Below are 22,861 nucleotides of genomic sequence, written 5' to 3'. Positions count from 1 at the left end.
TCGGCGCCGGCGCCGGCGCCGGCGGGCGAACCCGCGTCGCTTGCGGGCGATCCGTCGATCACCTCGGCGGCAGCGGATGGCGGGGTACATCGCGCCTGGGCGGCCGCTGCATTGGTCTTTGCCGCGTTGTGGCTAGTCACGCTGCTGTGGGCCCTGCAGCGCCAACGGCACGGCGGCGCCGCGCCAGCCGCTTCCGGCAGGGTGTCCGCCAACGCCCGGCATGCACCGGCACCCGGCTCGGCCGCGCTCAAGCGTGCGCTCGACACCGGCGACTTCGGCGAGCTCGCCGACATCCTCTGCGCGATGGCGCAGCCGCCCGCGCGCGACGTCGATGCGCTGATCGACCGGCTCAGCGATCCGGCCCAGCGCGAGGCGCTCGCCTCGATGCAGCGCGCGCGCTGGGGCGATGGCGACGGCGTGGCCGCGCGTGCGCAACTGCGCGCGGCATTCGCACGCGGGCCACACTGGCATGAGGTCTCTGCGCCGGAAGCCTCGCCGCTGCCGCCGCTTTATCCCGGGGCCTGATCACCGCTCGCCCGCGAGGTAAGCGGTGATCCGGGCGGCGTTGCCGCGCCGCCACGCGTCCGTAGAGCCGAGCTTGCTCGGCTCTACGGAAATCGCGATTGCACGGACAACGCGATCGCCTCCTGTAGGAGCGGCCCATGGCCGCGATGCTTTTCCCGCGCCGGCGAAACGCGGTCGCGTATTGGGGCCTTCCGCGTCCGGACGGGCTTGTCGCGATCTGAACAAAAAGCTCGCGGCCATGGGCCGCTCCTACGAAAGGCCGTCGGGGCACAACAACCCGCCGGGCTCGGTAGAGCGGAGCTTGCTCCGCTGCGCCGCCACGGGCGGCAACGATGTCGCGTGCGGGAACGAAGCCGAGCAAGCTCGGCTCTACGGAAATCGCGATCGCACGGCCATCGCGATCGGCCCCGTAGGAGCGGCCCATGGCCGCGATGCTCTTCGCCAAGCGCCGGCGAAACACGTTGCGCCCGGGAAGCCCGGCAGGAGAGCCAGGGCGATGCGCCCACAGCGGTTTTTGCCTGCCGGGGGTTTGCTAAGCTCGCCCGATCACTGGGGGAAATAGACGCATGTCCGAACACCACACCGCCGCCGGCGCCGGCAAGCCGAAGATGGCGCTGCACACCCGGATGCTGATCGGCTTCGTGCTCGGCGCCGGCGCCGGCATCCTGGCCAACCTGTTCGCCGCCGATGCCGGCTGGCTGGACACGCTGGTGACCTATGTCACCGATCCGATCGGCCAGCTGTTCCTGCGCCTGCTGTTCATGCTGGTGATCCCGCTGGTGTTCTCGGCGCTGGTGCTGGGCGTGGTGGAGATCGGCGACCCGCACTCGCTGGGCCGCATCGGCGGCAAGACGCTGCTGTGGATCCTGGCGGTGACCAGCATCGCGGTCACCATCGGCCTGCTCCTGGTCAATGTGCTGCAGCCCGGCCTCGGGCTGCCGCCGGAGGTCGCGGACACGCTGCTGGCCGAGTCCAGTGCGCGTTCGGCCGAGATCGCCGGCAGCGGCGGCACCATTTCCGGCATCGACCTGCTGCTCAACATCGTGCCGCGCAACCCGGTGGCCGCCGCGGCCGCGGGCGACCTGATCGCGGTGATGTTCTTCGCGCTGATGTTCGGCATCGCCGCAACGGTGATCCGCAGCGACGGCACGCGCAGCTTCGTCGGCGCGGTGCAGGGCATCTACGACATTTGCCTGAAGCTGATCGGTTGGGTGATCGAGCTGGCGCCATATGCGGTCGCCGCGCTGCTGTTCTCGATCACCGCAGTGCTCGGTTTCGACGTGCTGGTCCAGCTCGCGCGCTTCGTCGGCACCGTGCTGCTGGCGCTCGGCATCCACCTGTTCATCGTGTTTCCGATACTGCTGCGGGTGTTCGGCGGGATGTCGCCGCTGGCGTTCTTCCGCAACGCGCAACCAGCGCTGCTGACGGCGTTCTCGACCTCGTCCTCCAGCGCAACCCTGCCGACCACGCTGAAGGTGTCGGAGGACAACCTCGGCGTGCCGCGGCGCGTCGCGCGCTTCGTCTGCACGCTCGGCGCCACCGCCAACATGAACGGCACCGCCTTGTTCGAGGGCATCACCGTGCTGTTCCTCGCCCAGTTCTTCGGCGTCGAGCTGAGCCTGGTACAGCAGGCGATGATCCTGGTGCTGTGCATCTTCGGCTCGATCGGTGCGGCCGGCGTGCCAGGCGGTTCGCTGCCGGTGATCGCGATGATCCTGGTGATGTTCGGCATCCCGCCGGAGGGCATCGGCCTGATCCTCGGCGTCGACCGGCTGCTCGACATGTGTCGCACGGTGGTAAACGTCGGCGGCGACATGGTCGGCTCGGTGGTGATCGGCCGCAGCGAGTTCGGCCAGGGCACTGAGAAGGTCGCGCAGGCGAGCCCGCCGCCAGTCGCGTAGAGCCAGACGCCCGCTGCGGCGGGCCCTGTGGTGTGCGATCAGCGATCCGGCGCGACAGCGCGGCGGACGGATGGGACAATGGCGCCCGTTCCAACCTTCTCCCCGGGGAGAAGGCGGACGGTGGCGCGGTGATGAAGTGCCAGCATGCCGCGTGCCGGCTGCGACTCTCACCGGCGCTCCGCCGACCCCTCACCCCAGCCCCGCTCCACAAGGAGGGGGGCTTCCCGCCGCCGCGAAGACCTATTGCCCATGCCCACGCCCGCCTCCGCCAAGCCTGCCCGTCGCGACCTCGCCAACGCCATCCGTTTCCTCGCCATCGACGCGGTGCAGGCCGCCAACTCCGGCCATCCGGGCATGCCGATGGGCATGGCCGACATAGCGGAAGTGCTGTGGAACGACTACCTCAGCCACAACCCGAACAACCCCAAGTGGTTCAACCGCGACCGCTTCGTGCTGTCCAACGGCCACGGCTCGATGCTGCAGTACGCACTGCTGCACCTGGCCGGCTATGACCTTTCGGTCGAGGATCTCAGGAACTTCCGCCAGCTCGAGTCCAAGACTCCGGGTCATCCAGAGAACTTCATGACCCCGGGGGTGGAGACCACCACCGGCCCGCTCGGCCAGGGTTTCGCCAACGCGGTCGGCCTGGCGCTGGCCGAGAAGCTGTTGGCCCAGCGCTTCAACCGGCCGGAGATGGAAATCGTCGACCACCGCACCTGGGTATTCATGGGCGATGGCTGCCTGATGGAAGGCATCTCGCACGAGGCCGCCTCGCTGGCCGGCACCTGGGGCCTGGGCAAGCTGGTCGCGTTCTGGGACGACAACCACATCAGCATCGACGGCAATGTCGAGGGCTGGTTCACCGACGACACCCCGGCGCGGTTCGAGGCCTACGGCTGGAACGTGGTCCGCGGTGTCGACGGGCACGACAGTGATTCGATCAAGGCCGCGATCGAGCAGGCACTCGCCAGCAGCGATAAGCCGACCCTGGTCTGCTGCCGCACCACCATTGGTTATGGCTCGCCCAACAAGGCGGGCAAGGAGTCCAGCCACGGGGCGCCGCTGGGCCTGGACGAGATCGCCGCATGCCGCAGCGGCCTGTGCTGGGAGCACCAGCCGTTTGAGATCCCGCAGGAGATCTACGACGGCTGGCGCGCGGGCAACGCCGGCACCGCGCGCGAGGAGCAGTGGAACCGGCAGTTCGACGCGTACGCGCAGCGCCACCCGCAACTGGCCGAGGAACTGGTGCGGCGCTCGCACGCCGAGCTGCCGGCCGGGTTCGCCGCCGCGGCCGATGCGTTCGTCGCCAGGTTGCAGGCCGAAGGCCCCAGCATCGCCTCGCGCAAGGCCTCGCAGATGGCGATTGCCGAATTCGCGCCGTTGCTGCCTGAGCTGGTCGGCGGCTCGGCCGACCTGGCCCATTCCAACCTGACCCTGTGGAGTGGCAGCAAATCGGTCAACAGCGACGACCCGGACGCCAACTACGTCTATTACGGGGTGCGCGAGTTCGCGATGACCGCGATCAGCAACGGCCTGAACCTGCACGGCGGCTTCATTCCGTTCGACGCGACCTTCCTGGTGTTCAGCGACTACGCGCGCAACGCGGTGCGCATGAGCGCGCTGATGGGAGCGCACGCGATCCACGTCTATACCCACGACTCGATCGGACTGGGCGAGGACGGCCCCACCCATCAGCCGATCGAACACCTGGCAAGCCTGCGCTACATCCCCGGCAACGACGTATGGCGGCCGTGCGATGCCGTCGAGTCGGCGGTGGCGTGGCGCATGGCGATCGAGCGCTTTGATGCCCCGAGCTGCCTGGTGTTCTCGCGCCAGACCCTTGCTCACCAGGCGCGCGACCAGCGCCAGGTGGGCGACATTGCGCGCGGCGGTTACGTGCTGCGCGGCGGTGGCGCCAACCCGGAGCTGATCCTGATCGCGACCGGTTCTGAAGTCGGCCTGGCGATGCAGGCGGCCGAGCGACTGGGCGACGGCGTGCGCGTGGTGTCGATGCCGTGCAGCGACGTGTTCGACCGGCAGGATGCCGCCTACCGCGAATCGGTGTTGCCCAACGCCTGTCGCAGGCGGGTCGCGATCGAGGCTGGCGTCAGCGACTTCTGGCGCAAGTACGTCGGCCTGGATGGCGCGGTGGTCGGCATCGACACCTTCGGCGCCAGCGCGCCGGCGGAGAAGCTGTTCCCGCACTTCGGCTTCACCGTCGAGCGGGTGGTCGAGGCCGCCAAAGCGCTGGGCTGAGGGTGCAGGGCGGGTGCGACGACGCGCCCGTCCGGTATTGCCGACAGAGCTGTGTGGTCCCCGCGACTAGCCCGGCGCCCGCGCTCGCGAATCAGGCCGGCAGCCACGATTCGCACACCACCCGGTTGCGGCCGCGCGCCTTGGCCAGGTAAAGCAGGCGGTCCGCGTCAGTGAGCATGCCGTGCAGGTCGGTGTCCTGGCGATGGCAGACGCCGATGCTCACGGTCACGCGGATGGTGTGCTGCTTGTACATGATGCGCAGCTTCGCGATCGCATCGCGCAGGGCTTCCAGGGAGGCGCTGGCCGCCTCGCTGGACTGTTCCGCGGCGAGCATGCAGAACTCCTCGCCGCCAAAACGTGCCACCAGGTCGCCGGCGCGTGCGTGCTGCGCCACCGCCGCGGCCACCGCGCGCAGGGCGGCATCGCCGGCGTCGTGGCCGTAGTGGTCGTTGATCTGCTTGAAGCGGTCCAGGTCGAGCATCGCCACGGTCATCGGTGCGTCCGTCCGCGCCAGCGCGCGCGTGCCCTGGTCGAAGAAGTGGCGCCGGTTGGGCAGGCCGGTCAAATAGTCGCGCGTGGCCAGGTCCTGCAAGGTGCCGATCAGCTCCAGGTTGTCGACATTTTGCGAGATGCGGCAGAAGAACTCCTCGCGCGAGAAAGGCTTGCGCACGAAGTCGTTGGCACCTTGTTTGAGGAAGCGCGCGACCAGCGAGGGCCCGCCGCCAGCCGAGGTGCCGACGATCGACAGCATGTCGCGCGCGTGCGCCTGCCGCGCGCGGCGGATGAACTCGATGCCGTCGGTGCCGGGCAGGTCGTGCTCGACCACGATCAAGCGGATCGAGGCATCCTCCGACAGGGCCGCCAGCCCCGCCGCCGCGTCCGCGGCGCAGCGCACGCGAAAGCCGTACAGATCGAGCAGGTCGGCCACCTGCGCGCGGGTCTCGGCCAGGTCGTCGACCACCAGCGCGGTGATGCTGCGGTTGCGTTCGATCCGGCGCACCAGCCATACCAGGTAATCGATGTTGCCCGGCGCATCCTTGAGTACGTAATCGATGATCGGCTGTTCGGCCAGGCGCTGGCGCGCGGTCTCGTCGTAAACGCCGGTCACCACCACGGTCGGGACGCGGTGGGCGATCAACAGCCCGGTGATCTGGTCGCCACCGGCGTCGGGCAGCACCAGGCCGGTCAGGGCCAGGAAGAACGGCGTGGCGGCATGGGTTTCCAGAGCCTGTCTGGCCGCGGTCAGTGATGCCACCACAACAACGTCGACGCCGAGGCGTTCGCGCAATTCGCTGGCCAGCATCCCGGCGTAGAAGCGCGAGTTCTCGATCAGCAACACGCGGCCGTTGGTGGTCCCGGTCCCGACCTGGTCCTGCAGCGAGGGTGGGAAGTGGGTCATGGCGGGCGGCGGTCGTCCGTGGCGGGTGGATTGTCCTGTGATTATCGGCAACGCCGCGGCGGGCTTGAGTCCGACACGCACGGTGGCAGGCAGCCGCAGCGGCGGCAAAGGGGCTTGACAGAGGCGTTTACAGGCGTAATCTGTATGAAAATTACGGATGTAAACGATGCAGATCAGCGAAGCCGAATCGATCGTGATGGACGTGCTGTGGCGCCGCCATCCGCTGACCGCCGATCAGGTGGTCGCGGCGCTCGCCGACAGCCAACAGTGGCAGGAACCGACCATCAAGACCTTGCTCAACCGCCTGCTGAACAAGGGCGCGGTGAGCGCCGAACGGCACGGTCGCCGCTATCTCTACGCCCCGCAGCTGCAGCGCAAGGACTGGCTGCTCGGCGAAAGCCAGGGGCTGCTGGAGCGACTGTTCGACGGCCGCATCGCGCCGCTGGTCGCGCATTTCAGCGAGCACCGCAGGCTCAGCCGCGAGGACATCGCCGAACTGCGGCAATTGCTGGAGGAGATCGATGATGAGCCTCGCTGAGACCGCTATCGCTGACACCATCGCGCTGCTGGTCGAGACCACGCTGGCCTCGAGCGTGGCGGTGTTGCTGGTGCTGGCACTGCGCCGGCCGTTGCGCCGCCGCTTCGGTGCGGCGCTCGCGTATTGCCTCTGGCTGCTGGTGCCTGCGGCGTTGCTGGCGGTGCTGTTGCCGGCGGCGACGGTCGCGCCGGTGCCGGTGTCGATGGTGACCGTCGGCACCCCGGTCCCGCAGGTGCTCGCGACCGGGGCGGTGCGCGTGATCGACTGGCAACTCTGGCTTGCGGTGTTGTGGGCGCTCGGCGCGCTCGCGCTGGCGGGCCGCCTGGTCCGGCAGCAGCGCCGCTTCTGCCGCGCGCTGGGTCCCCTGCGCATGCGCAGCGATGGCCTGCAGCAGGCCCGCGGGGTCGACGGGTTGCCGGCGGCGCTGGGCCTGTGGCGCCCGCGGATCGTGGTGCCGGCCGATTTCGACACCCGCTACAGCCTCGAGCAGCAGGCGCTGATGCAGGCCCACGAGCGCCTGCACATCCGCCGCGGCGACCTGCAGGTCAATGCGCTGGCGGCCGCGCTGCGCTGCCTGTTCTGGTTCAACCCCCTGTTGCACCTGGCCGCGCGGCATTTTCGCCAGGACCAGGAACTGGCCTGCGACCAGCGCGTGATCGCGCGCCACCCGCAATCGCGCCGCGCCTACGGCGAGGCGATGTTCAGGACCCAGCTCGCCGCGCAGCCGCTGCCGCTGGGGTGTCACTGGCTGGCTTACGACGGCAGCCGCGCCCATCCGCTCAAGGAGAGAATCGCCATGCTCAAGCAACCTGCTCCCTCGTTGTCCCGCTGGATTACCGGCAGCCTGGTGGTGACCGTGCTGACGGTGACCGCCGGTGTCTCGGCCTGGGCCGCGCAGCCCAAGCGCAGCGAGTCCATTGCTGCTGACGGCGCAGCCGCAGGAATGGTCCGAGCCGATGTCACGCTGCAGATTGGCAGTGGGGACATGCATGACTTCACATTGGCCAACCCCGCCGGCCAGCCGTTTTCATTCAACGTGCGGGAAAACGGTCAGCTGTGGGAAGTGACGGCCACGGCGGCCCCGCGACCCGATGGAACGATCGATTTCCGCTCTTCCATTGCCCGGGACGGCGCAGTAGTGGGATCGCCGCGTCTGATCGTTCGGAATGGAGAGGCTTCCGGAATCAGGATTGGCAAAGCTTCGACGGGGGGCTCGGAAGCAATCGAGCTCGGACTAAGGCTGACATCGAACCCGCCGCCTGCGCCGCCGCCTCCGCGGCCACCCGCACCGCCCGCGCCGCCTGCGCCGCCTGCGGCACTTCCAGCTCCGGGATCGGCGGCACCGCCTGCACCATCGGCGCCGCCTGCACCGCCGGCACCACCCGCGCCACCCGCACTGCTTGACGCCGGCAACGCCGCCAGAGCGCTGCACCCGCCGCGCTATCCAGCACAAGCCGCTGAACAGCGCGTGGGTGGAAAGGTGGTGCTGCTGGTCGACATCGGCGCCGACGGCAAGCCGACCGCAGTGGAGGTCGAGAGCGCCACACCGGCCGGGGTGTTCGATACCGCCGCGGTCGAGGCGGCGTGGAAGTGGTCGTTCAACCCGAAGATCCAGGATGGCAAGCCGGTGGCCAGCCGGGTGCGGGTGCCGGTCACGTTCGAACCGGATAAGCCGGCAGAAGTGCAGGGCTGAGCGATCTCGGCGGCCACTCGCTGCATTGCGGCGAGGACCGCAGGGTGGGCACGCTATCGGTGCCCACCATCGCCGTTCCCGGTCGGCGGGCACAAAGACCGTGCCCACCCTACGCCAGCAGCAGCTTGCCGGCGGCGATCAGCAGCACCACTCCGAGCGCTCGCCGCAGCATCTTCACGGGCAGCCACTTCAGGCCCAGCTGCGTGCCGATCAGTGCGCCGAGCGCCACTGCCATCAGCCACGCCGGCAAGGCGACCGGCAGCGTGCCGGTGGCATGCAGCAGGCCGCTCAGGGCGGTCAGCGAATTGATCCAGACGAACGCGACCGAAGTGCCGCTGGCCTCGCGCGTCGGCATCCAGTGCGCGAACAACAGTAGCGGGGTCAGGAAGATCGCCCCGCCGGTGCCGGTCAGCCCCGACAGCACCCCGATCGCGCCGCCGGCCAGCAGGCCCGGCAGCCACGGCACGCGACGCCCGATCGCCCGGACGTCCTCGGACTCGGCGTTTGCCGCGCTGCGGAAGACACCGAACGCCGCGACCAGCAGCACCGCGCCCAGCAGCATCGAATAGCTCTCGCGCGCAAGCGTCACCTGCGCGGCAAAGAACGCCGCCGGCGCCGAGCTCAGCACGAACGGCAGCACGTTGCGCCACCGCACGTGCCCGTTCCGCCAGAAGCGGATCAGGCCGATGCCGCCGACCAGCAGGTTCAGCGCGAGCGCGGTCGGGCGCATCTGCTCGGGCGCGAACCCGAGCAGCGCCATCGCCGCGATGTACCCACTGGCGCCGGCATGGCCGACCGACGAATACAGCGTCGCCACGACCAGCAACAGCAGCGCCAGGAGCAGTTCGGTCTCGCCCATGCGCGCGCATGCTACGCGAGCGCGCCGTAATCCCCCGTAGGAGCGGCTTCAGCCGCGATCGAATTGCTGGATCGGTAAGATATTTTGACGCGGATCGGAGCGAAAAAAGGCGGATGAAGCGGATAAACCGGATAAAGGCGCTCTTACCTTCCCACCTGCTTTGATCCGCGTTCTTTTTGCTCTGATCCGCGTCGAATGTCCTTGCCGCTCCGGTCGTGATTGAAAGCCGGACCCTTCGCCCCGGTAGGAGCGGCTTCAGCCGCGATCCGGAATCGGCGCAGCCGGTCTGCTCACGATCGCGGCTGAAGCCGCTCCTGCAGCGCTCAGCCGCCGAGCGCGGCGTTGAGCATGGCCGCCAGGTGGCTCCCGCCGCGGCGCAGCTGCGCCTCGGCCACCGGCCGCCAGCGCTCGACATAGGCCGGCGCGATGGCCGCCTGCGCCGGGTAGGTCTGCACCGCGATCCGGCACGAGGTTTCCGCCCAGGCCGCGGCATCGCCGTCGGCCGACACCGCCAGCGGCATGGCGCGCAGCCGGTGCAGGTAGGCCGCCTCGTCGAGCGCGGCGGTGCGCAACAAGCCGCTGTCCCACAGCGCGTGCAGATTGCTGCCGTCGTCCTCGCCGTGGGCGTCGGGCAGGGTGACCTCGACATCGTTGCCGCCGCGGTCGTCGCCGTAGCCGGCGTGCTGCGGCTGGTGCACGTCGCCGACGAAATGCACCACGAACTTCAGCGCCTGCACGCGCGCGGCGCGGGGCTGGGTACGGTCGGCGAGGATCGCGGCCTGGGCGTTGATCGCCTCGACCACGCAGTCGCCGCCGGCGCAGGCGCGTTCGGCGTCATACCGGCAATCGTGTTCGGCGATGTTGACGTAGTGCCACGGCGCGCTGCGCCTGCCCAGGTCCGGATCGTTGGCACGCACCTGGTCGGCCCAGGTGGCCACGCCGGGCAGGCTCGGCTCGGCTTCGGCCGCGAGCAGGTCGGCGATGTCCGTGCGGGCCTGCGGCGTCAGGTCGTCCCAGGCCAGCGCCGCGACCAGCCGGTGGCCCAGCGGCCCCCAGGCGGTCGCCGGTCCGGCAAAGACCAGCAACACAGTGAGCAGCACGACAGGCAGGCGTCTGGGCGGGAGTTTCGGCAAGATCGCAGTCAGATGCACAAGGCGCATGGCAGCATTCCGGATGCGGGGTGAACGGATTCCACCCGAGACGCTAAAATACCGGGCTTTCATGTCATCCGCCTGTCAGGAGCCCCGAAATGGCGATCAAGGTTGGTATCAACGGCTTCGGCCGCATCGGACGCAATGTGCTGCGCTCGGCCGTGCAGAACTTCGCAGGCGACATCGAGATCGTCGCGATCAACGATCTGCTCGAGCCGGACTACCTCGCCTACATGCTCCAGTACGACTCGGTGCACGGGCGCTTCAAGGGCGAGGTCGCGGTCGAGGGCAGCCATCTGATCGTCAACGGCCGGAAGATCCGCCTGACCCAGGAGCGCGACCCGGCCAACCTGAAGTGGGACGAGGTCGGCGCCGAGGTGGTGATCGAGTCCACCGGGCTGTTCCTGACCAAGGACACCGCGCAGAAGCATCTCGATGCCGGCGCATCGAAGGTCATCATGTCGGCCCCTTCCAAGGACGACACGCCGATGTTCGTGTTCGGCGTGAACCACAAGAGCTACAACGGCGAGGCGATCCTCTCCAATGCCAGTTGCACCACCAACTGCGTGGCGCCGCTGGCCAAGGTGCTCAACGACAAGTGGGGCATCAAGCGCGGCCTGATGACCACCGTGCACGCCGCCACCGCGACCCAGAAGACCGTCGACAGCCCCAGCAATAAGGACTGGCGCGGCGGCCGCGGCATCCTGGAGAACATCATCCCGTCCAGCACCGGCGCGGCCAAGGCGGTCGGCAAGGTCATCCCCGAGCTCAACAAGAAGCTCACCGGCATGAGTTTCCGCGTGCCGACCTCGGACGTGTCGGTGGTCGATTTGACCGTCGAGCTGGAAAAGGACGCCAGCTATGCCGAGATCTGCGCCGAGATGAAGGCGCAGAGCGAAGGCGCGCTGAAGGGCATCCTGGGCTACACCGAGGACATGGTGGTCGCGACCGACTTCCGCGGTGATGCACGCACCTCGATCTTCGATGCCGGCGCCGGCATCGCGCTGGACGCCACCTTCGTCAAGCTGGTCAGCTGGTACGACAACGAGTGGGGTTATTCGAACAAGTGCCTGGAGATGGCCCGGGTGGTGGCGGCGAAGTAAGCCGGCATCGCAGTTGGATGGAGAAGCCCCGCAGTAGCGGGGCTTTTTCGTTCCGGCGCCCGTAGGAGCGGCTTCAGCCGCGATCGGAAACCGGCGCGTGCGAATGCCGTCACGATCGCGGCTGAAGCCGCTCCTACGAAAGACGCGAGCTAGAACGCCGCGTCGAACGCAACTTCGCCCTGCACGCCCACCTGATAGGCCGACACCCGGCGCTCGAAGAAATTGGTCACCTCCTGCACGTCCTGCAGGTCCATAAAGCCGAACGGGTTGCTCGACCCGAAGTGTTTGGGCATGCCGAGCTGGGCCAGGCGCTGGTCGGCGCAGTATTCGAGGTACTGGCGCATGTCCCTGGGTGACAGGCCGACCACGCCGCCGGACAACACGTCCTGCGCGAACAGGGTTTCGCATTCGACCGCCTGCTCGAACATATCGATCACCTGCGCGCGCAGGTCGGCATCGAACAGGTCGGGTTCCTCCTCGCGCGCGGTCTTGATCACCTCGAACGCGAACGTCATGTGCCCGCTTTCGTCGCGGAATACCCAGTTGGTGCCCGAGGCCAGGCCATTGAGCAGCCCGCGCGAGCGCAGGTAATACACGTAGGCGAACGCGGCGAAGAAGAACAGGCCCTCGATGCAGCCGGCGAAGCAGATCAGGTTGAGCAGGAACTGGCGGCGCTGCTCGCGCGTCTCGATGCGCTGAATTTCCTGCATCGAGTCGATCCAGCGGAAGCAGAATTCGGCCTTGGCGCGGATCGAGGGGATGTTCTCGATTGCGTCGAAAGCCTTGGCGCGCTCGGCCGGGTCGGGCAGGTAGGTGTCGAGCAGAGTGAGGTAGAACTGCACGTGCAGTGCTTCCTCGTACAGCTGCCGCGACAGGTACATGCGCGCCTCGGGCGCGTTGATGTGCTGGTAGAGGTTCAGCACCAGGTTGTTGGACACGATGCTGTCGCCGGTGGCGAAGAACGCGACCAGCCGCTCGACCAGGTGGCGCTCGGCCGGACCCAACTTGTCGCGCAGGTCGTTGACATCGAGCGAGAAGTCGACCTCTTCGACCGTCCAGGTGTTGCGGATCGCGTCGCGGTACATCTCGTAGAACTGCGGATAGCGCATCGGCCGCAGCGTGAGGTCGAAGCCGGGGGAGAGTAGGAGGTTGGACATGATTTTTCCTGGATGTTCGGACTGCGTAGGAGCGGCTTCAGCCGCGATCGGATCTCCAATCGCGCGCGCCGGCTCCCGATCGCGGCTGAAGCCGCTCCTACAGCGGCATCGCTATTGGCAGGCCTCGCAGGACGCGGGATTCTCGAGCGAGCACGCGATGGCTGCTTCAGGCGCCGCCATCGCACTCACCGTCGACTTCGCGATCCGTGTCGCCGGCCGCGAGCGCAGGTAATACGTCGTCTTCAATCCCTGCTTCCACGCATACATGTACATCGACGACAACGCGCCGATGTTCGGGCTCTCGATGAACAGGTTCAGCGACTGGCTCTGGTCGATGAACGCGCCGCGCTCGGCGGCCATGTCGATCAGCGAGCGCATCGGCACCTCCCACACTGTGCGGTAGACCGCGCGCAGCGACTGGGGGATCTGGGTGATGCCCTGGACCGAGCCCTCGGCCAGCTTGATCGCGTCGCGCAGTTCCGGCGTCCACAGCCCGAGCTGCTTGAGCTCCTCGGCAAGATACCTGTTGACCACCAGGAAATCGCCCGACAGCGTCTCGCGCTTGAACAGGTTGGACACCTGAGGCTCGATGCATTCGTAGCAGCCTGCGATCGAGGCGATGGTCGCGGTCGGCGCGATCGCGACCAGCAGCGAGTTGCGCAGGCCGTGCTGCTTGATCCGCTCGCGCAGGGCGTCCCAGCGTGCGCCGTCGGTCGGGGTGGCGTCCCATGCGTCGAACTGCAACTCGCCGCGGGCGGCGCGGGTGTCGTCGAAGCCCGGGTGGCGCCCCTGCTCCAGCGCCAGCTCGTTCGACGCCGACAACGCATGGAAGTAGATCGCTTCGGCGATCCCGCGCGACAGCTGCCGCGCCGGTTCGGAATCGAACGGCAATCGCAGCTTGAAGAACACGTCCTGCAGGCCCATCACGCCCAGCCCGACCGGGCGCCACTTGAGGTTGGCGCGGCGCGCGGTCTCGATCGGATAGAAGTTAAGGTCGATCACGCGGTCGAGCTGGCGCACCGCCAGGCGCACGGTCTCGGCGAGCTTCTCGAAGTCGAACGCGGCCTTGCCGTCGTCAAGCAGCTCGACGTGGTGCGACAGGTTGATCGAGCCCAGGTTGCATACCGCGGTTTCGTCCTGCGATGTGACCTCCAGGATCTCGGTGCACAGGTTGGACAGGTGCACCACGTTGCCGGCGCGCGCGGTCTGGTTGCAGGCGCGGTTGGACTTGTCCTTGAAGTTCATCCAGCCGTTGCCGGTCTGGGCCAGCGTGCGCATCATCCGGCCGTACAGCTCGCGCGCCTTGACCTGCTTGCTGGCCAGACCGGCGGCCTCGGCCGCAAAGTAGGCGCGATCGAACGCCTCGCCAAACAGGTCGGTCAATTGCGGCACCTGGTGGGGGTCGAACAGCGACCACGTCGCATCGCTCTCGACCCGGCGCATGAACTCGTCGGGGATCCAGTTGGCGAGGTTGAGGTTGTGGGTGCGGCGCGCCTCGTCGCCGGTGTTGTCGCGCAGCTCCAGGAACTCCTCGACATCGGCATGCCACGGCTCCAGGTAGACGCAGGCCGCGCCCTTGCGCTTGCCGCCCTGGTTGACCGCCGCGACCGAGGCATCAAGCGTCTTCAGCCACGGCACGATGCCGTTGCTCAATCCATTCGTCGACCGGATCAGCGAACCGCGCGAGCGGATCCGCGTGTAGCTCAGCCCGATGCCGCCGCTGAACTTGCTGAGCTTGGCCACGTCCATGTAGCGCTGGTAGATAGCCTCCAGCGAATCCTCGGGCGAATCGAGCAGGAAACAGCTCGACAGCTGCTCGTGGGTGGTGCCGGCATTGAACAGCGTCGGAGAACTCGGGATGTAGTCGAGCTGCGCCATGCGTCGGTACAGCGCGAGCGCATCGGCCACGTCCTCCGACAGTGCGCAGGCCACGCGCAGGAAGAACTGCTGCGGCGTCTCGATCACCGTCCGCGCGGTCGGGTGGCGCAAGAGATACCGGTCGTACAGCGTGCGCAGGCCGAAGTAGTCGAAGCGATGGGTAAGGCTGTGGTCGATCGCGTCATTGAGCTTGCGCGCGTTGGCCTGCACGAATCCGAGCAGGCGCGGGTTGACCAGTCCCAGATCGAAGCCGCGCTGCACCGATTGCGAGAACGCGTTGATGTCGATCGCCGCGACTTCCTTCTCGATCACCCCGGCCAGCAGGCGCGCGGCGAGCCGGCCGTACTCGGGCTCCTCGGCGGTCAGCAGCGCGGCGGTGCGGATCGACAACTCGTCGAGTTCGCGGGTGCTGGCGCCGTCGTAAAGCCCGGAGATCGTGCGCGTGGCGACGCGCATCGGATCGATCGCATACAGGTCCTGGCTGCAGCGGGTGATCGCGCGCACGATCTTGTTGAGGTCGACCGGCTCGCGCGCGCCGTTGCGCTTGGTCACGCTCATGCTGGACGCGGCGGCGGGTGGGGTCAGCGCAAAGCCGGGGCTGTCGTCGTGGTGCGCGTGGGTGGTGCGAACGGTCGTGGTCGTGTCGACGGCGTGCTCGACAACGGCAGCGTCTGCATCGTGCATGGACATAAGGTGACTCCGGTGCGTGGGCGCACGGTTCGTCGGCCTCCCCTCGAAGGACGACGCACGCAGGCGCGGACGCACCGGCCGGCACCGCAGCGCGGTTTCGGCGGCACGGCCACGCCCCCGCGGGCGCGGAGTCGACAGGGTGGGATGCGGGTGTCGCGCGGGCCGAGACGCGGCCACCTGTCCGCATCGAACGATGCGGTTGCGACACCGGCCGTCTTCCCCCGAAGACTCGCTGGCCGGTCACCGCGCGGTGTGCATCGCGCGGCTGTCGGCAGGTCTTCGGGCTCTGGACGCGAGACGGCGTTCTCGTAGGAGCGGCTTTAGCCGCGATCGCATGCCAGAAGCATCGCGGCTAAAGCCGCTCCTACGAAAAACAAAACCGACTTCACCTACTGGCCGTCGCTTCCCAGGGTTTGGCGCCCCAGTGCCATGACGGCGGTCGTTTCCACTACCGCTGCGGGGCAGCGCCGGAATGGGATCGTTCGATCCGCACCGGCTTCCCGTTTTAAGCCGACCGAGGTCGGCACCGACGGCCACAACATAATGTGGACGATGCGTGCGGTCAACACAAAATGTGCCCCATGGCCGCCATCACCGGATTTCGCCATACGCGGTGGCGGTGGTGTAACGTTCGGCGCTGGGAAGGGACAGGGGGACAGGCTATGGAAGGGTTGATCGGACTGCTTGTGCTGGTGGTCTTGGCCGTGCCGGTGCTGCTGGTCGTTGCGCTGGCGATGATCGGCGGGCTGCGCAGGCGCGTGACCGCGCTGGAAGAACAGCTCGCCCGGCGCCATGCCGCCGCGCACGCGCAGGCGCCGGACGCCGCCATGCACGAACCGACGCTGGCCGAACTGATGCAGGCGCAGCGCACCGCGCCGCAGCGCCCGGTCGCGCCCGAGCCGCGCGCGGCAACCGAGCCCGGACCTGCACCGAGCGCAACCACACCAGCCGTACCGACGCCGCCCGCCCCTGCATCGTCGGCCACCGCATCGACAACATCCTCGTCGAGAGCATCCTCGTCGAAAGCCGCATCGCCACCGCCGCTGCCGTCGGCAGCCAGTGCGACTTCCGCGCGTCCGCTCCCGGCGCACGCGGCTTCCGGATCGGGTCGGTCGCAGTCGCAGTTGCAGTCGCCAGATCCGCTCACGCTCGCCGCACGCGCGGTGCGACGGTGGTTCAGCGAGGGCAACGTGCCGGTGAAGGTCGGCATGCTGGTGTTGTTCGCCGGCGTCGCGGCGTTGCTGAAGTACGCGGGTGACCAGGGCTGGGTGTCGCTGCCGGTCGAGCTGCGTTTCGCAAGCGTGGCGGCGGCCGCGCTCGCGGCATTGGTATTCGGCTGGCGCCAGCGCGAGACCCGGCGCGGTTTTGCGTTGAGCCTGCAGGGCGGCGCGATCGGCGTGCTGCTGCTGGTGGTGTTCGCAGCGTTCAAGCTGGTGCCGTTGCTGCCGGCCGGCGCCGCGTTCGCGCTGAGCATCGTGCTGGTCGCGGGCGCGGGTGTACTGGCGGTGGCGCAGAACGCGGTGGCGCTGGCGTTGCTGGGCATCCTCGCGGGGTTTCTCGCGCCGCTGTGGCTGTCCACCGGGCAGGGCAACCATGTCGCGCTGTTCGGCTACTACGCGGTGCTCAACGCGGCGATCTTCGCGATCGCGTGGTGGCGTCCGTGGCGTGCGCTCAACGTGCTGGGGTTCGTCTTCACCTTCGCGATCGGCAGCTTGTGGGGCGTTTTGGAATATCGCCCGGAAGACTTCGCAACCACCCAGCCGTTCCTGCTGCTGTTCTTCGCGTTCTACCTGCTGATTCCGGTCCTGTACGCGCGCCGCCGCGCTGCGGGCCGACGCGACGTGATCGACAGCTGCCTGCTGTTCGGCACCCCGCTGGTCGCGTTCTCGCTGCAGGCCGGCCTGCTCGAGGGCGAGCGGCTGCCGCTTGCGTACTGCGCACTCGGGCTCGGAGCGATTTACTCATTGCTCGCGGCGTGGTTGCGGCGGCGCGAGCACTTCCAGCGACTGGTCGCGCCGTATGCGGTGCTCGCGGTCGGTTTTGCGACGCTCGCGGTGCCGCTGGCTGTGGCGGCGCATGCGACCGCCTGCGTGTTCGCGCTCGAAGGCGCGGCGCTCGCCTGGCTTGGGCTGCGCCAACGCAACCGGCTGCAGCAGTGGTCGGGCGCGGCATTGCAGGTGGGTGCGGCGGTCGCCTTTGCGATCGGCGTGGGCGATGTGACCTGGCCGGCGCAGGTGCTCATCGCGAATGCACCGTTCATGGCGGCGCTGCTGATCGCGCTGGCCGGCTTCGCGAGTGCCTGGAGCTATCGCCTCGCGGACGTGGGGCAGGCCGCGGGGTGCTACTACGTGTGGGGCTTGGCCTGGTGGTTCGGCAATGGGCTGCACGAGATCGACAGGTTCGCGACCGGCGCTGTCGAGATCGACTTTGTGCTGATGCTGACGCTGGTCACCGGCTGGCTTGCGGCCGAAGTGCACCGCCGCCTGCCGTCGGCCGCGCTGGTGTGGACCGCGGCATTGGCGCTGCTGGCAACGCTGCCGCTAGCCTTCGCGCAGGTCGACGCACACACCCATCCGTTGGCGGGCCACGGCGCGATCGCGTGGCTGCTGTTCGCGATCGCGGGCTGGCGCATCCTGGCGAGCCTGCGCGAGCAGCCGGTGAGCGCGGTCGGCCTCGGCCACGGCGCGTGGCTGCTCGGGTGGGCGCTGGTGGCGTCGCTGTCGCTGCATCAGCTGGTCGACGCGGCAGGGCTCGGTTCGGGCTGGCTGTTCGCGATCACGATGCTGCCGTGGCTCGCGCTCGCGGCGGCGCTGCAATGGCGGCCGCAGTCCGTATCGTCGCCGCTGACGGAGCGGTTCGATGAGTGGCGTGGTGGACTGCAATGGCTGCTCGCGATAGGCCTCGCGCTAAGCTGGTGCAACGGGCTGTGGTTAGCTGGCGACAGCGCGCCGCTGCCGTGGTTGCCGCTGCTCAACCCGCTCGAACTGGTGCAGGTGGTGATGCTGCTTGTGCTCGCGGCATGGCTGCGATCGCCGCAGATCGGTGACGAGCTCGCGTCGCGGCACATCCCGCTGCTGGCCATCGCGGGTTTCGCGCTGGTCAGCGTGGTGACCTTGCGCGCCGCCCATCACTTGGGCGACGCGCCGTGGGGCATCACGATGTTCTCGATGAGCCTGGTGCAGACCAGCCTGACCGTGGTGTGGAGCCTGCTCGGGGTTATTAGCTGGATCCTCGGCTCGCATCGCGGGCAGCGCGGCTTGTGGCTGGCCGGAGCGGTTCTGATGGCGGTGGTGCTGGGCAAATTGCTGATGGTCGATCGCCAGCACCTGGGCAACCTGCTCGGCATCCTGTCGTTCATCGCCTACGGCCTGCTGTGCACGGTGGTCGGGTACTTCGCGCCGGCGCCGCCGCGCGCGGAGGTGCGCGGTTTCCAACTCGGCGAGAACACTCCATGAGTCGCCCGCTGTGCATGAAACGCCTGCTGCTAGCCGCCATGCTGCTGGTCGCCGTGCTGCTGCCGCTGGTCGCACTCGCGGCGGTCCGTGACGACTACGCAACGCAATGGCCGCTGATCCTGAGTCGTGACGACGCCGGTGCGTACCGGGTGGTGCTCGACGAACATGTGTACCGGCAGTTGCAGACGCCCGACCTGCGCGATTTCGAAGTAATCAACGCTGATGGTGTGGCGATGCCGGCCGCAGTGTTCGCGCCGGAACAGCCGCTGGCGAAACCGGCGCGGCGTGTGCCGCTGCCGTGGTTCGCATTGCCGGCGGCTGCCGCCGATGGCGCCGCCGCAGGCTGGCGTCTGATCAGCGAAGCCGACGCCGACGGACGGCTGCGCCGGGTCGAGGTGCGCACCGACGATGCGACCGCGCTACCGCTGCCGCGCACCGCGTTGCTGCTGGATCTCAGCCGGGTGCGCGAGCCGATCGTGGCGCTGGAGCTGCAATGGAAGCCGGTGGACGCGCTCGATCTGGGTTACCGCGTTGAGGTCAGCGACGATCTCCAGCACTGGCGTACGCTGCAGACGCAGGGGCGGCTGGTCGACCTGCGCCGCGACGAGCGCCGCCTGCTGCAGCGGCGCATCGAGTTGACCGGCCTGCGGCATCGACCCGCGCGTTACCTGCGCCTGACGCCGGACCGCAACGGCCAGCCGATCGAGGTCACCGCGCTCAACGCGGAGCTCGCCGACGCGACGGTGCAAGCGGCGCCGCAGTGGCTCGCGCTGCAACCGCTGCGTACGTCTAGCGCGGGCACGTTCGAATACGACAGCGGCGGCCGGTTTCCGGTGCAGCAGGTCGACATCGCGATGCCGGGCAACCATGCGGCCGAATGGCGGCTGGAAAGCCGGGATGCCATGGATGCCGACTGGCGGCCGCGGCTCGGGCCGTGGGTCACCTACAACATCGACGACGCCGGACGGGGCCGCCGATCCGGTGCGCGCACGTTGGGCGGCAGCGTGCGCGACCGCTACTGGCGTCTGCGCGCGAGCAGCGACGTCGCAGCCGGCGAGCCGGTCCTGCGGCTGGGGTATCGGCCCGACGTCGTGGTGTTGCTCGCGCAAGGTCCGACGCCGTATCGCCTGGTCGCTGGCAGCGCACGCGCGCGGCGTGCCGAGTCGCCGCTGCCGCAGTTGGTCACCGCGCTGCGCGAACAGAACGGTCCGGCCTGGCGCCCGGCGCCGGCATATCTCGGGACCCCGCAGGTGCTGGCCGGCGAGGCCGCGTTGCAGCCGTCGCGCGACTGGAAAACCTGGTTGCTGTGGGGCGTGCTCGGTCTGGGTGCGCTGGTGGTGGCAGGGCTTGCGGCGAGTCTGCTGCGCGCGCCGCGCACGACTCAAGACTGACTGTCTCGCCTTTCGGGCGCTTGGCCGCTTGTCTCCTTACCCTTCAAGGGGAAGGCCGGGATGGGAATGGGTTGGACCTGGTTGTTGCTGGTCTTCGCGCAGATCAAACCCATCCCCACCCAACCCTCCCCCTTGAAGGGGAGGGCCTGAAGCGACGCACACCCTGTGGGGAGAGTTCTGAGGGCTTCGGTTTCCATCGAGCGCACACGCCGCGACAATACGCGGGCCGGCGCGTTGCGCCATCCACGCCCCAGGAGGCCCACGTGACCATCGTCCGCATGACCGATCTCGACCTCGCCGGCAAACGCGTGCTGATCCGCGAAGACCTCAACGTGCCGATCGACGCGGATGGCCGCATCAGCTCCGAGCAGCGCATCACCGCCGCCCTGCCGACGCTGAAGCTGGCGCTGGAAAAAGGCGCGGCGGTCATGGTGATGTCGCACCTGGGACGGCCCACCGAAGGCACCTGGAGCCAGAACGATTCGCTGGCGCCGGTCGCCGCGCGCCTGGGCGAACTGCTCGGCATCGAGGTGCCACTGATCAAGGACTGGGTCGGCGGGGTCGAGCTCAAGCCGGGCCAGATCGCGCTGCTGGAGAACTGCCGCATGAACGTCGGCGAGAAGGCCAATGATGCGGCGTTGGCCAAGGCCTACGCACGGCTTTGCGATGTGTTCGTGATGGATGCGTTCGGCACCGCGCATCGCGCGCAGGCCTCGACCCATGGCGTGGTCGAACACGCCAGGGTCGCCGCCGGCGGCCCGCTGCTGATGGCCGAACTCGACGCGCTGGCCAAGGCGCTGGAGACCCCGGCGCGGCCGCTGCTGGCGATCGTCGCCGGCTCCAAGGTCAGCACCAAGCTCGAACTGCTGTCCTCGCTGGTCGGCAAGGTCGACCAGCTCATCGTCGGCGGCGGCATCGCCAACACCTTCATCGCCGCGATGGGCTACGGCGTCGGCAAGTCGCTGGTCGAGATGGATCTGATCGACACCGCAAAACAGATCATGGCCGACGCGAAAGCGCGCAGCGCCGATATTCCGGTGCCGACCGATGTCGTGGTCGCGCCGAAGTTCGCCGCCGATGCACCGGCCACGGTCAAGCCGATCGACGCGGTCCAGGCCGACGACATGATCCTGGACATCGGCCCGGACACCGCCGCGCGCTACGCCGAATTGATCAGGCACGCCGGCACTGTGGTCTGGAACGGGCCGGTCGGGGTGTTCGAGTTTGACGCGTTCGGCCACGGCACCGAAGCCCTGGCGCGCGCGATCGCCGCGAGCAATGCATTTTCGATCGCAGGCGGCGGCGACACCCTGGCGGCGGTCGACAAGTACGGGATCGCCGACGAGGTCAGCTATATCTCCACCGGTGGTGGCGCGTTCCTGGAGTTCCTCGAAGGCAAGGAATTGCCGGCGGTCACGGCGTTGAAGCGGCGCGGCGGCTGACCATCCTGCGGCTTTTTTTGCTTCCCCTCTTTATCAAAAAGGGGCCAGGGGAGATTTGCTGTTGCTTCATCTCCCTACGCAAAGCCAAAGCCAATCTCCCCCAACCCCTCTTTTTCAAAGAGGGGAGCGCATACAGGAGGGGAGTAAAAACTGAGTGAGCCACGTATGACCACCTTATTGTTCGACCTCGACGGCACCCTTATCGACTCCGCGGTCGGCATCACCCGCTGTGTCGCCCATGCGCTGACGCAGATGCAGCAACCGGTGCCGTCCGATATTGAACTGCGCCGCTGGATCGGGCCATCGCTGCGCGCCAGCTTCGGTCCGCTGTTCGAGAACCCCGCGCATGTCGAGCACGCGGTCGAGCACTACCGCGACCGGTTCGAGCGCCACGGCTGGGCCGAGCACGAGCCGTATCCGGGCATCGACGGGGTCATCGAGGCACTGCACGCCGCCGGACATCGTCTGGTGGTGGTCACGGCGAAGAACGAGCCGCATGCGCGCAAGATCATCGACCACCTGCCGTTCGGGCATCGCTTCGATGACGTGATCGGCGCGACCCTGGACGGGCGGCTCAGCGACAAGCCCGAGCTGATCGGCGAGGCGCTGCAGCGGCTGGCGCTGGCGCCGGCGGACTGCTGGATGATCGGCGACCGCCGCATGGACATCGAAGGTGCGCGCCACCACGCCATGCGCAACATCGGCGTGCTGTGGGGCTTCGGCGGCGAGTCGGAGTTGCGCGCCGCCGGCGCCGATCACCTGGCGGCGAGCCCCGCACAACTGCCGGCACTGCTCGCTGCCTGATCGCTCGGCACGGCATGCCACTCCCGCGCTAGCAACCCATACAGCGCCGAATCGCACAGCTCGCCGGCCACGTGCCAGCGTTCGCGCAACAGGCCTTCGCGGACGAAACCCAGACGCTCGGCCAGCCGGCACGAGCCCTGGTTGCGCGGGTCGATGTCGGCCTCGACGCGCCGCAGTGCCAGGCCCTCGAACGCGTGCGCGAGCGCCAGCCGCAGCGCATCCTGGGCGTACCCGCGACCCCAGTGGCTGGAGCGCAGCGCATAACCGATCTCGGCGCGGCCCTGCTCGCGATGGATCGCGCACAGGGTCGCGGCACCGATCAGGCGGTCGCTGTCGCGTTCGGCGATCACCCAGCACAGCATGCGCGTCGCATCGCGCGCGGCGATGGCGTCGGCGAAGTAGTCGCGTGCCTGTGCGATGTCGGTCCAGGCCGGGAAGCTCCAGTAGCGGTTGACCGCGGGATCGGAGTGCACCGCGAAAAAATCCGGCAGGTCGTCTTCACGGAATCCACGCAGGCGCAGGCGCTCTCCGGTCAGTACCGGCAGGTCGTCGGGTGCCGCAGCGGCGGGGGCATCGGGCGCATTTGCAGGGGCGTGGTTCATCGTTGGATTCCGGCTTT

The 22,861-nt window shown here is 68.4% G+C and carries 15 protein-coding genes, 1 pseudogene and 1 riboswitch; of the genes and pseudogenes, 10 read left to right on the top strand and 6 right to left on the bottom strand.

All coding sequences use genetic code 11. The features are described from left to right. From ACJQWM_RS09785 to tkt, 3 genes and pseudogenes are all read left to right on the top strand, one after another. A pseudogene (locus ACJQWM_RS09785) lies at positions 1-525 on the top strand (BatD family protein); the annotation flags it as partial. A gap of 566 nt (positions 526-1,091) precedes the next feature. After that, positions 1,092-2,426: a dicarboxylate/amino acid:cation symporter gene (locus tag ACJQWM_RS09780; protein WP_332707258.1), complete on the top strand. Its 1,335-nt coding sequence runs from the start codon at positions 1,092-1,094 to the stop codon at positions 2,424-2,426. A 249-nt stretch (positions 2,427-2,675) separates the two neighbouring features. Next, positions 2,676-4,682 carry a transketolase gene (gene tkt / locus ACJQWM_RS09775; protein WP_332707255.1) on the top strand — a complete coding sequence of 669 codons (2,007 nt, stop codon included), beginning with the start codon at positions 2,676-2,678 and terminating at the stop codon, positions 4,680-4,682. Between the two features lie 91 nt (positions 4,683-4,773). Here tkt and ACJQWM_RS09770 read toward each other — a convergent pair whose 3' ends face one another. Further along, positions 4,774-6,081: a diguanylate cyclase gene (locus ACJQWM_RS09770; protein ID WP_332707252.1), complete on the bottom strand. Its 1,308-nt coding sequence runs from the start codon at positions 6,079-6,081 to the stop codon at positions 4,774-4,776. A 166-nt stretch (positions 6,082-6,247) separates the two neighbouring features. Here ACJQWM_RS09770 and ACJQWM_RS09765 point away from each other — a divergent pair, with 166 nt between their 5' ends. Both ACJQWM_RS09765 and ACJQWM_RS09760 read left to right on the top strand, forming a co-directional pair. After that, complete coding sequence (locus ACJQWM_RS09765) at positions 6,248-6,619, top strand: BlaI/MecI/CopY family transcriptional regulator (protein ID WP_332707249.1); 372 nt, start codon at positions 6,248-6,250, stop codon at positions 6,617-6,619. After that, positions 6,606-8,312 (top strand): TonB family protein, encoded by a 1,707-nt coding sequence (locus tag ACJQWM_RS09760; protein ID WP_411306792.1) that lies wholly within the window; start codon positions 6,606-6,608, stop codon positions 8,310-8,312. The genes ACJQWM_RS09765 and ACJQWM_RS09760 overlap by 14 nt, the downstream gene beginning before the upstream one ends. Positions 8,313-8,421: 109 nt before the next feature. Here the strand turns inward: ACJQWM_RS09760 and ACJQWM_RS09755 are convergent, their stop codons facing one another. Both ACJQWM_RS09755 and ACJQWM_RS09750 read right to left on the bottom strand, forming a co-directional pair. After that, on the bottom strand, positions 8,422-9,171 hold the full coding sequence (locus tag ACJQWM_RS09755; protein WP_332707243.1) for a sulfite exporter TauE/SafE family protein: 750 nt from the start codon (positions 9,169-9,171) through the stop codon (positions 8,422-8,424). Between the two features lie 323 nt (positions 9,172-9,494). Next, complete coding sequence (locus ACJQWM_RS09750) at positions 9,495-10,331, bottom strand: S1/P1 nuclease (protein WP_411306791.1); 837 nt, start codon at positions 10,329-10,331, stop codon at positions 9,495-9,497. An 89-nt stretch (positions 10,332-10,420) separates the two neighbouring features. On the opposite strand from ACJQWM_RS09750, the gene gap reads away from it, so the two are divergent. After that, positions 10,421-11,425, top strand: coding sequence for a type I glyceraldehyde-3-phosphate dehydrogenase (gap, locus tag ACJQWM_RS09745; protein WP_332707237.1), 1,005 nt, complete (start codon positions 10,421-10,423; stop codon positions 11,423-11,425). 149 nt (positions 11,426-11,574) lie between these two features. Here gap and ACJQWM_RS09740 read toward each other — a convergent pair whose 3' ends face one another. After that, positions 11,575-12,582 (bottom strand): ribonucleotide-diphosphate reductase subunit beta, encoded by a 1,008-nt coding sequence (locus ACJQWM_RS09740; protein WP_332707234.1) that lies wholly within the window; start codon positions 12,580-12,582, stop codon positions 11,575-11,577. 111 nt (positions 12,583-12,693) lie between these two features. Then, positions 12,694-15,018 carry a ribonucleoside-diphosphate reductase subunit alpha gene (locus ACJQWM_RS09735; protein ID WP_332707261.1) on the bottom strand — a complete coding sequence of 775 codons (2,325 nt, stop codon included), beginning with the start codon at positions 15,016-15,018 and terminating at the stop codon, positions 12,694-12,696. Positions 15,019-15,403: 385 nt separating this feature from the next. After that, positions 15,404-15,696: riboswitch (cobalamin riboswitch) on the bottom strand. Positions 15,697-15,812: 116 nt separating this feature from the next. Here ACJQWM_RS09735 and ACJQWM_RS09730 point away from each other — a divergent pair. From ACJQWM_RS09730 to ACJQWM_RS09715, 4 genes are all read left to right on the top strand, one after another. Beyond that, positions 15,813-18,605, top strand: coding sequence for a DUF2339 domain-containing protein (locus ACJQWM_RS09730; RefSeq protein WP_411306790.1), 2,793 nt, complete (start codon positions 15,813-15,815; stop codon positions 18,603-18,605). A gap of 14 nt (positions 18,606-18,619) precedes the next feature. Beyond that, positions 18,620-19,996: a DUF3999 domain-containing protein gene (locus ACJQWM_RS09725; RefSeq protein WP_411306789.1), complete on the top strand. Its 1,377-nt coding sequence runs from the start codon at positions 18,620-18,622 to the stop codon at positions 19,994-19,996. Between the two features lie 263 nt (positions 19,997-20,259). Next, a complete protein-coding gene (locus ACJQWM_RS09720) occupies positions 20,260-21,438 on the top strand; it encodes a phosphoglycerate kinase (RefSeq protein WP_332705930.1) in 1,179 nt (392 codons plus the stop codon). Positions 21,439-21,603: 165 nt separating this feature from the next. Continuing rightward, a complete protein-coding gene (locus tag ACJQWM_RS09715) occupies positions 21,604-22,242 on the top strand; it encodes an HAD hydrolase-like protein (protein WP_332705927.1) in 639 nt (212 codons plus the stop codon). Here ACJQWM_RS09715 and ACJQWM_RS09710 read toward each other — a convergent pair. Next, the gene (locus ACJQWM_RS09710; RefSeq protein ID WP_332705925.1) at positions 22,194-22,844 is read right to left on the bottom strand and encodes a GNAT family N-acetyltransferase; all 651 of its coding nucleotides are present in this window, start codon (positions 22,842-22,844) and stop codon (positions 22,194-22,196) included. The genes ACJQWM_RS09715 and ACJQWM_RS09710 overlap by 49 nt on opposite strands. Between the last annotated feature and the right edge of the window lie 17 nt (positions 22,845-22,861).

The organism is Novilysobacter longmucuonensis, assembly GCF_046600735.1.
Classification (GTDB): Bacteria; Pseudomonadota; Gammaproteobacteria; order Xanthomonadales; family Xanthomonadaceae; genus Novilysobacter_A; species Novilysobacter_A longmucuonensis.
The sequence above is the reverse complement of the archived record's forward strand: the minus strand, read 5'-3'. Positions and strand labels throughout refer to the sequence as shown.